Origin of the sequence: Myroides sp. WP-1, from assembly GCF_014145635.1 — a bacterium.
Taxonomy (GTDB): Bacteria; Bacteroidota; Bacteroidia; order Flavobacteriales; family Flavobacteriaceae; genus Flavobacterium.
Map to the genome: position 1 here is coordinate 1 of NZ_JACHTC010000030.1, position 12,902 is coordinate 12,902.

The window sequence follows — 12,902 nt, forward strand, 5'->3', positions numbered from 1 at the left end:
TAAGCCCGCTAGCGCAGATGGTACTGCCGTAAGGTGGGAGAGTATGTCGTCGCCCTTCTTTTGAAAAGCCTGATTACGTAAGTAGTCAGGCTTTTTTGTTTTTGGTTATCAGTGAACTGTTAACTGTAATCAGTGGCGAACGAGAGTTCGCTTTTTCTGTTTGGTGTAGGTTGGTGAGGTGGTGAGATGGTGAGGTGGTGAAATCGGAACGCAGTGTAGATTCATCGACCACCAAAACAAATATAAACTAGGTGAGATATATTCATCGAACACCAAAACAAATATAAACTAGGTGAGATATATTCATCGAACACTAAAACCAATATAAACTAGGTGAGATAGATGGTGAGTCGTACAACAAATAACAATCAACCAACAAAAAACAAAAAAACGCTAAGTTACCGATAACCAATCCTTAATAGTTTCGCGATTTAGCCGTTATTTAGTTTTTTAGCGCTAAATACATCGCATTTTGTGTATTGGTAATAATATTTCGTTATATTATTAAATTATTTACTTTTATGTTTGATTTTTAGCTAATTTTTTAAAATAACCTGCTTTTATGTAATTATCACGTAAATATTTAGCTAAATAATGTTGAAAATATAGTATCTTTGGGGAAAAGAAAATACTATCCAATTATATTGCTATGATTGAGCGTTTAAAAAGTAGACTGAAGAGAGATGTTCCTCGGGGTATCATATTTGTTATTGATATTTTTATCATTCTTTTTACTTATTTTGTTTCCTTACTTTTCTTGAGTAATTTTTATGGAACTTATGAAGTAGAACTGTTTTATTTCAAATTACCCATTGTTTTAGGGGCTTATGTTTTAAGTTTTTGGTTAGTAAAACCCTATAGAAGTTTGATTCGACAGACGTCTATTAAAGATATTGAGCTGGTGTTTATTACCTGTCTTTTTGCTAGTGTATTGATAACAATTCCTGCTGCTTTACAGCGAAACGGCTTATTGCCTGGTGAGCAAATGGATGATTATGTCAGACAATCCTATTCATTTATTGTGATGCATATGTTGCTTTCTGCGGCAATGTTAGTTTGTGCTCGTTTGTTTTATAGCCAGTTCTATCGCAGCTATATTTTAGATGTTCGCAATGAAAAACGCGTCCTGATTTATGGAGCCGGTGATTCGGGATTGATTACGTTAAATGCCTTAGCAGCTGATACAAAAGTAAGAACACAAATCATTGGTTTTATTGATGATAACGATAAAAAGGTAGGACAACGTATAGCAGGGTATCGCATTTATGGTAGTAAAGAGATTAGTGCTGAATTTGTTTTACATAATCGCATAGATGACATTATTATTTCTATCCAGAATATTCAACGTGAGCGTTTGAATGAAATTGCGGAGTATTTGGTGGAGCTGCCTGTTAAGATTAAAATTATCCCACCAGCTACAGATTGGCTCAACGGGAAATATACCAATAGACAGATTAAAGAATTGCGTATTGACGATTTGTTAGGGCGTAAAGCTATTAATCTAGAGAATCCGATTATCGCAAATGAAATTGAAGGTAAAGTTGTTATGATAACAGGTGCCGCGGGTTCTATCGGTAGTGAAATTGCACGCCAAGTGGCACTGTTTAATTTTAAACAGTTGATTTTAATTGATCACGCTGAGTCTCCTCTCTATGATGTGCAACAATCTATGGTGTCTCAACACAAAGATCGCATTGTGTATATCGTTGGTAATATCCGAGAGGAATTAAATATGCGTGCGATTTTCGAGAAATATAAACCTGAATTAGTTTATCACGCTGCGGCGTATAAACACGTACCGTTGATGGAGTGTTATCCTTATGAAGCGATTTATACCAATATTAAGGGAACAAAAAATATCGCCGATTTAGCTGTCGCGTTTGGTGTGAGAAAGTTTGTTATGATCTCAACAGATAAGGCAGTAAATCCCACAAACGTGATGGGAGCTACAAAACGTGCAGCTGAAATTTATGTTTCGAGTTTAAAAGATAAAGGAAAAACAAATTTCATCGTCACGCGATTCGGGAATGTATTAGGATCTAATGGATCTGTGATCCCTTTGTTTAAGCGTCAGTTAGATGCTGGTGGCCCTTTAACGGTTACGCATCCCGATATTACACGCTATTTTATGACAATTCCTGAAGCTTGTCAGTTAGTATTAGAAGCCTCTATTATGGGAAAAGGTGGAGAAATCTTTGTTTTCGATATGGGTAAATCCATGAAGATTATTGATTTAGCTAAACGTATGATTCAATTAAGCGGTTTAGTGTATCCTGATGATATCGATATTAAAATTACAGGATTGCGCCCTGGTGAAAAGATTTTTGAAGAGTTGTTAGCCAATGATGAGAACACGGTGAAAACGCATCACGAAAAAATTATGATCGCACAAGTTAGAGATCAAGACCTTGAACTGGCAAAGATTGCTGTTGAAGATCTCTGTATAAGCGTTATGAATGAAGAAACAAAAGGAGATACGATGTATTTGGTTACAGCATTAAAACAGATTGTACCTGAATTTAAATCGCAGAATTCAATTTATGCATCTTTAGATCATGTAACAGCATAAAAAAAAAGGCTATTTCCATAGCCTTTTTTTATTTTTGCCAAAGTTCAATGCTTTGGAATTTGATTTCTTTTATTGTATTGCTTTGGGTATCGCCAATTGGCTTTTCGAATACAACCCAGTACATCATTCTTTTTTTACTGTCAGGATTAGTGTATATACAGCTGAGTAATGGGGAATTTGGATTGTTTCCGCTGCCATTTTTGTATTTCATCGGTGTAGTACACAAAGGCAGTAGTTCTTCGTAGTGAACATTATAGGCATACTTGGAATCGTTGTAGGTTATTTGACCATCTTTACTTATGTTGTAACTACTTTTTAATAAAAACTGAACACCGAAATACAACTGTTCGTCTTGTTTTAATTGTTCAACTGTAAATCGACTTTCTTCAGCTGTAGTAAAGGGGATATAGTACATTTTATCTCCGTCAAAACCATCAAAAATACTGTAAGAAAGTTGGCCAGTTTTCACTTCTTTATCGTCAATATCCAGTGTTTGTAAGAGTTGTTCTATTTTGATAGGATCAGGGTTACTCGTTGTCATTTCATACATTAGAACCCCTATTTTTTGACCAAAACTCTGATTTTGTGCTTGAATTTCAGTGGAAATTAGGGACAAGAATAGCAAGACTAATAAAGTTTGTAAATTGTATTTTTTCATATTTTTTGTGTTTAATATTAAAAATACAATTTTTATGCCAAACGCTAAGGCATGGTTAGTTGTTTTCGTTCCAGAAATAACTGTCGGGGTAAATTCGCTCGCCAAAAATTGCGGTACCTACACGTACGATTGTCGCTCCTTCAGCAATTGCGATTTCGAGATCTCCACTCATTCCCATTGATAACTCTTTCATTTCGACATGGGGAATATTCAAATCTAAGACCTGTTGTTGAATTGTTTTAAGCAAGTTGAAACAAGCGCGAATTTTGTCTTCTTCAGCACTAAAAAGACCAATAGTCATGAGTCCTTTAATGTGCAGTGTATTTAGCATGGCCACTTGCTCTATCAGTTTAATAGTGTCTTTAGGAGCAACACCAAACTTACTCTCTTCATTAGATGTATTAACTTGTATTAGCACATCCATTGTTTTGTTTTCTAGTGCTAAACGCTGATGTAGTTTAGTGGCTAAATCGATTCGATCAACCGAATGAATACAAGAAACATTGTATTTTAGAATATCTTTGATTTTGTTGGTTTGTAGGTGACCAATAAAGTGATTGGTTGGTGTAAGGTCACAAATAGCCGCATATTTTTCTTTTATTTCTTGTACCTTATTTTCACCTATTAATGTTTGACCTGTTTCTAGTGCCATGCGAATGCGTTGTGCAGGCACTGTTTTAGTTGCTAGAAGTAGTCGTACTTCTTTGGGATCTCTGTGGTTGGCCAAACAGGCGCGTTCTATACGAGTTAAGATGTGTTTTATGTTATCTTGAATGTATGACATAGGAATAAAATGTAGAGTAAAACAAAAATGGCGAAGCCGAGACTTCGCCAACAAACTAGACTTATTTCCACCAATTATAGTAGTTATGCACTCCATCGTATTGAAAATCACATTTCGGATAGAGATTATTACCTATGATGTTCGTTTTTTCTGTTTCGAGCATTAAACCACAAGCTCCTGTTTCTTCACACCATTGTTTACTGCGGTCAATTAAAGCAACAGACAACCCTTTTCCTCTGTAATCAGGGTGTACAAATAAATCGCTTAAAAGCCATTGTTTTTGTAATTTAATGTAGTGAAAGAGTTTGTATAATTGAACGAAACCCACTGCTTTTTGATCGTAAATAACCAAAAATATATCAGATTCACCATGGAGTAGACGTTCTTTAATGAAGTCAGTACTTCCTTGTAAATCTGTTTCTTGTCGATAAAAAATTCGATAAAGATTAAAAAGTTCAGACACTTCTTTTAAATCTTCTAAGCTTGCTTTTTTAATGGTGTAATTCATCGTTATTTTTATTTTATGAGACAAAAGTATAAGCTATTAGGACTATCTTTGTGGTCCAGTTAAGTTATAATTAGTAGTCCACTATGTTGCCATTTGAAAGAATCATACTAATAGATAGAGAGAGTAAAGTGCCTGTTTATAGGCAAATAGCGATATCGTTGATCAATGCAATCAGCCAGGGAATTCTCAAAGCAAATACTCATTTGCCAAGTACTCGCGATTTGGCAAAATTGTTGGGTGTACATCGCAAGACCGTTGTAGCAGCTTATGAAGAATTAGAAGCACAAGATTGGGTGGTTTCTGTACCGCGTAAGTATGTAGCTGTATCAACTAAGATACCACATTTAAATCCCAAAAAATGGACAGAGGAACAGGTAAATCGCTCTTCCTATGCCATGGGATTTGAATTGCCTTTTAAGCAAATTACTCCACCAGCCTGTAAAGACCAATCTCTTTTGCCAACGGTGATTATTGATGACGGATTTCCTGATGTTCGGTTGTCACCCATTGATGATTTACTCAAGATTTATCGCTCCTATACTTCAAAAAAACACAGTATTAGAACAGCGACCTTTGGTACAGCTCAAGGTAGTTTGAAGCTGAGAACGATATTAGCGGATTATTTATCGGAAACCCGTGGACTCAATATCGAAAAGGAAAATGTTTTAATTACTCATGGAGCACAAATGAGTATTTATTTAGCAGCTCAACTTTTACTTACCTCAGAAGATGTTATTGTAGTTGGAAAGCCCAATTATGGTATGGCAACAAAAGTTTTTGAACAAACAGGCGCGACTGTACTTGAAGTTAATGTGGATGAAAATGGATTGGTAGTAGAAGAAGTAGAAGCCATTTGTAAGCTACAGAAAATAAAAGCTATTTACGTTATTCCTCATCACCATTATCCAACAACAGTTACGTTGAGTATTGAAAGGAGAATTGCTTTGTTGAAGTTGTCTCAAACCTATGCTTTTGCCATTATAGAAGATGATTACGATTACGATTATCACTATGCATCATCTCCCTATTTACCTTTAGCAAGTAGTCAACACAATGGCAATATTATTTACATCGGTTCTTTTTCCAAACTGTTAGATCCTTCCATACGTATAGGATTTATGGTTGCACCTTTTAACTTTATAGAACAGGGGGTGTCTTTGCGAAAGTTAATTGACGTTGGGGTAGATGGTTATATGCAAAATGCTTTGGCTGAATTAATTCGACAAGGAGAATTGAAGAGACACCTTAAAAAGGCAAAGAAATGTTACTTTTCTCGTCGAGATTATTTAGACAAATTGTTGCAAATTCATTTGCATTCGTATGTTGAGTATTACTTACCTTCAGGGGGGATGGCCATTTGGTTAGCGCTAAAAGCACCTTACTGTATAACACAACTAGTTGAACATCCTCAACTAGCCATAAAACGCATAGATGTGGAGTTGAATGCTTTTCGCTTTGGTTTTGCATCAATGAATGAAAGAGAATTAGAACAAGCTGTTTTAACCTTGAAAGAAGTATTAGAGCAGTAAGGAGGGAAGGTGCCTTTTGTTTTGTCTTTTTTGCGATAAGACTTCGCAAGATTTAAACGCAATACTTAGGCATTTTTTCGTATTTTTGTTTGACTAAAACAAGTAAGGTATGGCAACAGTTACATTAAAAAACAATCCTTTTCACACCGTAGGAGATCTTCCAAAGATTAATACAGTAGCTCCAGGTTTTGAATTAGTAGGAACAGATTTAGCAACAAAAAAATTAAGCGATTTCGCTGGAAAAAGAGTTGTACTAAATATTTTTCCAAGTGTGGATACACCCACTTGTGCAATGTCCGTGCGTACATTTAACCAAAAGGCAGCTCAATTAGAGAATACAATCGTTTTGTGTATCTCAAAAGATTTACCTTTTGCACAAACTCGTTTTTGTGGAGCAGAGGGAATTGATAATGTTGTGATGTTATCTGATTTCAGAACAGGATCATTTGGACAAACCTATGGTTTGACTTTTTCTGATGGTCCTTTGGAAGGATTGTTATCACGCTCAATCGTTGTGATCAACGAAGCTGGTTCTGTTGTATATACAGAGCAAGTAGCTGAAACAGCGAATGAACCAAATTATGAATTAGCTTTAGCTGCGCTATAAAAGCATAGGTACTAGCAAGTAAAAGAAGATATTTTTAAAGAAAGTAGTTTATTTTGTAAGTAAAACAAATAACCTTCTTTAAAGATATCTTTTACTTTATTACATTAGCTAGAAAAAAGAGCTTATTTTATCAATTGCTACGAATAAATGGAAAAAGAAAAAAAATCAACGAATAAAAAAAAATCTCCTATTGAAACTAAAAAATACGATACTACTATTTTAAAGAATTCGCGTTTTTTATTTTCTATCTTATTGATTATTATAGGTATATCACTTACTTTGAGCTTTATTTCTTATTTTGTTTCTGGAATAGAAGACCAGAGTAATTTAGCCGCAGTAGGAGATAGAGAATTGGAAGTTCACAATTGGCTAGGCAAATTAGGAGCGTATTTAGGTCATGTTTTTATTTATAATGGATTTGGACTTGCTTCTTTCTTTTTTGCTAAGCTTTTAATCCATACAGGGGTATACGCCTTTTTTGGAATTGCTTCTCGAAGAATTAAAAAAGTTATTTTTTGGGATCTTACTTCAATGATTTTACTGGGAAGTTTCTTAGGATTCTTCTGGAACAACAATCCTCTACTTGGAGGAACCGTTGGATATGAAATCAATTTGTACTTGACAGACTATTTAGGTACTGCGGGAACAATCTTGTTGATTAGTTTCATTACCCTAACTTTCTTGTTGTTTCGCTACAAGTTATCTCCGACAAAAATCAGAGATTTTATTACGACCATACCCGCTAAGTTTTCTTCGTTTTCAGCGAAAACTAAATTAGATGATGCTAGTTTTGATCAAGTGACTCCCCCTGTTCAAGAGGCTGTACAAGAACCTGTTTCCGTACCAACACCACCTGTAAAAGAGGAAAAGGAAGATTATAGTATTGTTGCACCACCAACACAAGAGGAAAAAAATCCGGTGAACGAAGAGGTGAAAAATACAGCTTTTACTATTGATCATAAGAGTATTAAACCAACAATTGGTCATAGTTCAGAGTTAAACTTACATCCGAAGAAGGACGAGGAAAGTAAACCTATGGTAGAAGACCACAAAGGAGCTTCGGAAGAATTTGTTATTGAAGCTGCTCAAGATGAAGGAACGGTAGAGGAGAATCTAGCAGCACAGTTGGTTCAAGATTTTGGTGAGTTCGATCCAACGTTAGAATTGTCGAATTATCAATTTCCTGCAATAGATCTTTTAAAGGATTATGGAACAGGAAGTATCACCATTAATCAAGAAGAATTAGAAGAAAATAAGAATAATATCGTAGAAACGCTGCGAAATTATAAAATAGATATTGCACAAATTAAGGCTACCGTTGGTCCGACGGTTACTTTATACGAAATTGTTCCCGAAGCAGGAGTTCGCATTTCCAAGATTAAAAACTTGGAAGACGATATTGCTTTGTCTTTAGCAGCATTGGGAATTCGTATTATTGCTCCAATTCCGGGAAGAGGAACTATTGGTATTGAGGTGCCCAATACAAATCCATCGACAGTTTCTATGCGCAGTGTTATTGCTTCACCTAAATTTCAGAGTGCTGAAATGGAGTTGCCTGTAGCGCTTGGGAAAACGATCTCCAATGAAACGTTTGTTGTGGATCTAGCTAAAATGCCTCACTTGTTAATGGCAGGGGCAACAGGACAAGGAAAGTCGGTAGGGTTAAATGCATTGCTAACTTCACTGTTGTACAAAAAACACCCTGCTGAAGTAAAGTTTGTTTTGGTGGATCCAAAGAAAGTAGAACTTACACTTTTCAATAAGATTGAACGCCATTATTTAGCGAAATTACCGGATTCTGAAGAGGCAATTATTACGGATAATACGAAAGTAATTAATACATTAAACTCTCTTTGTATTGAAATGGATAATCGCTACAGCTTGTTGAAAGATGCGATGGTCCGCAATATTAAGGAGTACAATGAGAAATTTAAACAAAGACGTTTAAATCCAGAAAATGGACATCGTTTTTTACCGTATATTGTCTTAGTTATTGACGAGTTTGCCGATTTGATTATGACAGCAGGTAAAGATGTAGAAACGCCAATTGCTCGTTTGGCTCAGCTAGCACGTGCCATTGGAATTCACTTGATTATTGCAACACAGCGCCCTTCGGTAAATGTTATTACGGGGATTATTAAAGCCAACTTCCCTGCGAGAATTGCGTTTCGCGTAACTTCGAAAATCGATTCACGTACAATTTTGGATCAGCAAGGTGCGGATCAATTAATTGGACGAGGAGATTTATTATATACTCAAGGAAATGATTTAGTTCGTGTACAATGTGCTTTTGTCGATACACCAGAAGTAGAAAAAATAACAGAATACATTGGCGGACAAAAAGCTTATCCAGATGCGTATTTGTTGCCTGAATACGTTGGTGAAGAAGGTGGTGGAGTTGATTTAGATATGGATATCAGTGAACGAGATTCGCTGTTTAAAGATGCTGCTATTGTCATTGTAACAGCTCAACAGGGATCCGCTTCCCTTTTACAGCGAAAATTGAAATTGGGATACAACCGTGCAGGAAGAATTATCGATCAATTGGAAGCCGCAGGAATTGTTGGTCCATTTGAAGGTAGTAAGGCGCGAAGCGTGTTAATTCCGGATTTAGTGGCTTTAGAACACTTCTTCCAAGAAGAACAAAATGACCTATTTAACTAAGAAAACAAAAAACAAAGATGAAAAAAATACTAGTACTTTTATTGACTTGTAGTGCAGCACTAACTTATGGACAATCGAGTCAACGCGCTAGAAACTATTTAGACGAAGTAAATAAAAAAATAGCAGGATATTCAACCATTTCTATTGATTTTCACTATTCGCAAATTGATGGGAAATCTGGTGATATCAATCAAGAAACAGAAGGACATATTGATTTAAAAGAAAATTTATATCGCTTGTCTTTCATGGATATGACGCGTATTTTCGATGGAAAGAAAATTTATACCATCAGCGATGAAGATAAAGAAGTGACTGTTTCTAAATACGATCCAAATAAGATCGACAATGCTTTACCTCTTCAAATATTGACTTTTTACAAGTCTGGGTATGATTTACAGTGGGATATCTCTCAGAATATTAAAGGAAAAGAAATTCAATACATTAAACTTATTCCAACAGATAAAAAATCGGGAATTAAAGAAGTATTGGTTGGGGTAGATCACGCTACAAAACAGATCTATAACAAAATTCAGGTCAATAAAAATGGTTCAAAGTCTGTGTTGACGGTTAAATCTTTTAAAACAAATCAAAGTATGTCGAAAAATCATTTTACCTTTACAAGCGCAGATTATCCGAATTATTACATCAATAACATAGATTAATTACGCTACGTGAAAATACTTGATCGCTATATACTAACCTCTTTTGTGTCAACGCTGTTTACAGTGTTTATTATTCTCTATTTCATTTTTATTTTACAGGGAATTTGGTTGTTCATTACAGAATTGGCCGGAAAGGATTTAGACTTCTTTATTATTGTACAGTTCTTGCTGTTTTATTCGCCTAAGATGATTCCGTTGGTATTGCCTTTATCCGTGCTATTAGCATCGATTATGACCTTTGGAAATTTTGCAGAGCACTATGAATTTGCGGCAATGAAAGCTTCTGGGATTTCTTTAAAACGCGCCATGCAACCGCTTTCTATCTTTATTGCCATATTAGCTATAATCTCCTTTTGGTTTGCTAACGACGTTATTCCAAAAGCCGAATATCGCTTTATCAATATGAGAAAAGAGATTTTGCAAACCAAACCTGCTATGGCGATTGCTGCCGGACAGTTTAACGATGTAGGAGCGATTAATATTAAAGTAGATAAGAAAACAGGAGAGAAAGGGCAGTATCTTGAGAATGTAACCATGCATATCAAGTCGCAATCGGGATATGACAATAAAGCGGTTATTCGTTCTATAGATGGTGAATTAGCGTCAGATAATACTTCGAATATCTTGAATTTGCATCTCTTTAATGGGAATTATTACGAGGATATCGTTCCGAAAACAAGTGCGCAAATGAGAAAAAAGCCTTTTGTAAAAGTGGCTTTTGAAAAGTATACCATGAATATCGATCTTGGTGCGTTACAAGATGACGGAGCACAAAGAGAGGAGATCAAGAATACCTATCATATGTTGAATATTAAGGAACTAACGTATACGATAGATTCCTTAGAATCAAGCTTAACGAAGGAGAAGAATTCCAATATGGAAAACCTATTGGTTCGCTATAATACTATATATACACCATACAATTACAACCCAAAAAGCCAGTCTAAGTCTGGTGATACACAGGTTATAGACAGCTTAAAAATAAAAGAAAAAAGTATTGATGGCGATTTTTTAACGGCCTTTACACCTAATAGTCAAGGAAGAATTTTACAATCTGCTATTGATTACAGCAATAATATTTTGTTCAATACAGAAAGCAATGATGCTTCTAGTTTAGCGCAGATCAAGAAAATAAACGATCACTATTTAGCGCTATACGAAAAGTTTGTAATTGCATATTCGTGCTTTTTGATGTACTTTATTGGAGCACCGTTAGGTGCAATTATCCGAAAAGGAGGATTGGGATTGCCTATAGTCTTTGCGGTTATTATTTTTATCCTCTACCACTTTGTCAATACGTTTGGAAAGAAGCTAGCACAAGAAGATGGTATTCAACCCATTTTAGGAGCTTGGGCAGGAGCATTGATTTTAACACCTTTGGCTATTTTCCTAACACTCAAGGCAACGAGAGATAATGGAGAAGTAAACTTTTTAGGCTTCTTTTACACCGTGGGAGACTTCTTTAAACGTTTATTTTCAAAGAAAGAACAAACAGAAGAAAAACAAACCATAGAATAACACACACAAAAAATACTTAATTATGTCAACGAATCACATTCAACTAAATACGATAGAAGAAGCTATAGCGGATATTAAAGCAGGAAAAGTTATTATTGTCGTGGATGACGAAGATCGTGAGAATGAGGGAGATTTTATTGCAGCAGCGGAGATGGCTACTCCAGAGATGATCAACTTTATGGCAACACATGGACGTGGGTTAATTTGCGCTCCATTAAATGAAAAACGCTGTAAGGAGTTGGATTTAAAACCAATGGTACAAAATAATACTGTATTACACCAAACAGCATTTACTGTTTCTATAGATTTGATTGGAAATGGATGTACAACGGGTATTTCGGTTCAAGATAGAGCTAAAACGATTTTGTCTTTAGTAGATGAATCAACAAAACCAGAAGATTTAGGACGCCCAGGGCATATTTTTCCTTTGATTGCAAAACAAGGTGGAGTATTGCGTCGTACAGGACACACAGAAGCAGCCGTAGACTTAGCTCGTTTGGCTGGATTTAAATCTGCAGGTATCTTAGTCGAGATCTTAAATGAAGACGGTACAATGGCTCGCTTGCCACAATTGGTTGAAGTAGCAAAGAAATGGGATTTAAAAATCATTTCTATCGAAGCATTAGTTGCCTACCGCATGAAACACGATAGTTTGATCGATAAGAAAGAAGATTTTGAAATCGAAACTCGTTTCGGGAAATTCCGTTTACGTGCCTACCAACAGATTACCAATAAACAGATTCACATCGCCTTGACAAGAGGGGAGTGGAACGAAGAAGATGCGATATTAACTCGTATCAATTCCATGATTGGAAGTAACGATATTTTAGATGCTCTAAGCGGTAAGTTAGATTTGCGCATCGAAGCTGCTTTCAATAAGATTAATGAAGAAGGAAAAGGTGCTATTTTATTCATCAATCAAGATGCACAAAATATTAGCTTGTTAAGACGTCTAAACTTCATTAAGGAGCAATTAGACGGTAAATTAGATATGGAAACACCTAAATTACCAGGTGATGAAAAAGATTTCGGAATAGGAGCTCAAATTTTACACGACTTGGGTATTACTAATATTCGTTTAATGACGAATTCAGAACCAGAAAAACGCGTAGGTATGATGGGATATGGATTGGAAATTACAGATTACGTAACCTATTAAAAATAAGAATGTGAGGTAGTTGCGTTTTTTTGATGTTTTTTTGCATTAAAAATAGATTTTCTTTTTTGCATAATTGAAAAAACGCACTATATTTGCACTCGCAATACAGAAGTAAAGCAGACTACTGGAGAAATGGCAGAGTGGTCGATTGCGGCAGTCTTGAAAACTGTTGACTGTAACAGGTCCGGGGGTTCGAATCCCTCTTTCTCCGCAATAAACACTGATACTTAATCAGTTAAAGCAT

Annotated in this window: 10 protein-coding genes and 1 tRNA gene; 8 read left to right on the forward strand and 3 right to left on the reverse strand. The window is 35.6% G+C overall.

Going from position 1 to position 12,902, the window contains the following annotated elements; all coding sequences use genetic code 11:
* Positions 1 to 649: 649 nt before the first annotated feature.
* On the forward strand, positions 650 to 2,569 hold the full coding sequence (locus H4K33_RS15835) for a nucleoside-diphosphate sugar epimerase/dehydratase (RefSeq protein WP_182650753.1): 1,920 nt from the start codon (positions 650 to 652) through the stop codon (positions 2,567 to 2,569).
* Between the two features lie 28 nt (positions 2,570 to 2,597).
* Here H4K33_RS15835 and H4K33_RS15840 read toward each other — a convergent pair whose 3' ends face one another.
* From H4K33_RS15840 to H4K33_RS15850, 3 genes are all read right to left on the reverse strand, one after another.
* Positions 2,598 to 3,227 carry a hypothetical protein gene (locus tag H4K33_RS15840; protein WP_182650755.1) on the reverse strand — a complete coding sequence of 210 codons (630 nt, stop codon included), beginning with the start codon at positions 3,225 to 3,227 and terminating at the stop codon, positions 2,598 to 2,600.
* 55 nt (positions 3,228 to 3,282) lie between these two features.
* The gene (locus tag H4K33_RS15845) at positions 3,283 to 4,011 is read right to left on the reverse strand and encodes a YggS family pyridoxal phosphate-dependent enzyme (RefSeq protein WP_182650757.1); all 729 of its coding nucleotides are present in this window, start codon (positions 4,009 to 4,011) and stop codon (positions 3,283 to 3,285) included.
* A 61-nt stretch (positions 4,012 to 4,072) separates the two neighbouring features.
* A complete protein-coding gene (locus H4K33_RS15850; protein ID WP_182650759.1) occupies positions 4,073 to 4,519 on the reverse strand; it encodes a GNAT family N-acetyltransferase in 447 nt (148 codons plus the stop codon).
* 83 nt (positions 4,520 to 4,602) lie between these two features.
* Between H4K33_RS15850 and H4K33_RS15855 the strand changes: the two genes are divergently transcribed.
* From H4K33_RS15855 to H4K33_RS15885, 7 genes are all read left to right on the forward strand, one after another.
* Entirely contained in the window at positions 4,603 to 6,048 is a 1,446-nt protein-coding gene (locus H4K33_RS15855) for a PLP-dependent aminotransferase family protein (RefSeq protein ID WP_182650761.1), read from the forward strand.
* A 109-nt stretch (positions 6,049 to 6,157) separates the two neighbouring features.
* On the forward strand, positions 6,158 to 6,655 hold the full coding sequence (tpx, locus tag H4K33_RS15860; protein ID WP_182650764.1) for a thiol peroxidase: 498 nt from the start codon (positions 6,158 to 6,160) through the stop codon (positions 6,653 to 6,655).
* A 147-nt stretch (positions 6,656 to 6,802) separates the two neighbouring features.
* Positions 6,803 to 9,319 carry a DNA translocase FtsK gene (locus tag H4K33_RS15865; RefSeq protein ID WP_182650766.1) on the forward strand — a complete coding sequence of 839 codons (2,517 nt, stop codon included), beginning with the start codon at positions 6,803 to 6,805 and terminating at the stop codon, positions 9,317 to 9,319.
* 17 nt (positions 9,320 to 9,336) lie between these two features.
* On the forward strand, positions 9,337 to 9,981 hold the full coding sequence (locus H4K33_RS15870; protein WP_182650768.1) for an outer membrane lipoprotein carrier protein LolA: 645 nt from the start codon (positions 9,337 to 9,339) through the stop codon (positions 9,979 to 9,981).
* 9 nt (positions 9,982 to 9,990) lie between these two features.
* The gene (locus H4K33_RS15875; protein ID WP_182650770.1) at positions 9,991 to 11,499 is read left to right on the forward strand and encodes an LptF/LptG family permease; all 1,509 of its coding nucleotides are present in this window, start codon (positions 9,991 to 9,993) and stop codon (positions 11,497 to 11,499) included.
* A gap of 22 nt (positions 11,500 to 11,521) precedes the next feature.
* The gene (gene ribB, locus H4K33_RS15880; protein WP_182650772.1) at positions 11,522 to 12,658 is read left to right on the forward strand and encodes a 3,4-dihydroxy-2-butanone-4-phosphate synthase; all 1,137 of its coding nucleotides are present in this window, start codon (positions 11,522 to 11,524) and stop codon (positions 12,656 to 12,658) included.
* A 126-nt stretch (positions 12,659 to 12,784) separates the two neighbouring features.
* Positions 12,785 to 12,869, forward strand: a tRNA-Ser gene (locus H4K33_RS15885).
* Positions 12,870 to 12,902 lie beyond the last annotated feature (33 nt).

What these genes read in the sequence shown, in the direction of transcription:
- H4K33_RS15835 (WP_182650753.1), top strand. Translation starts at nt 650, where the DNA reads ATGATTGAGCGTTTAAAAAGTAGACTGAAGAGAGATGTTCCTCGGGGT.
- H4K33_RS15840 (WP_182650755.1), bottom strand. Translation starts at nt 3,227, where the DNA reads ATGAAAAAATACAATTTACAAACTTTATTAGTCTTGCTATTCTTGTCC.
- H4K33_RS15845 (WP_182650757.1), bottom strand. Translation starts at nt 4,011, where the DNA reads ATGTCATACATTCAAGATAACATAAAACACATCTTAACTCGTATAGAA.
- H4K33_RS15850 (WP_182650759.1), bottom strand. Translation starts at nt 4,519, where the DNA reads ATGAATTACACCATTAAAAAAGCAAGCTTAGAAGATTTAAAAGAAGTG.
- H4K33_RS15855 (WP_182650761.1), top strand. Translation starts at nt 4,603, where the DNA reads ATGTTGCCATTTGAAAGAATCATACTAATAGATAGAGAGAGTAAAGTG.
- tpx (WP_182650764.1), top strand. Translation starts at nt 6,158, where the DNA reads ATGGCAACAGTTACATTAAAAAACAATCCTTTTCACACCGTAGGAGAT.
- H4K33_RS15865 (WP_182650766.1), top strand. Translation starts at nt 6,803, where the DNA reads ATGGAAAAAGAAAAAAAATCAACGAATAAAAAAAAATCTCCTATTGAA.
- H4K33_RS15870 (WP_182650768.1), top strand. Translation starts at nt 9,337, where the DNA reads ATGAAAAAAATACTAGTACTTTTATTGACTTGTAGTGCAGCACTAACT.
- ribB (WP_182650772.1), top strand. Translation starts at nt 11,522, where the DNA reads ATGTCAACGAATCACATTCAACTAAATACGATAGAAGAAGCTATAGCG.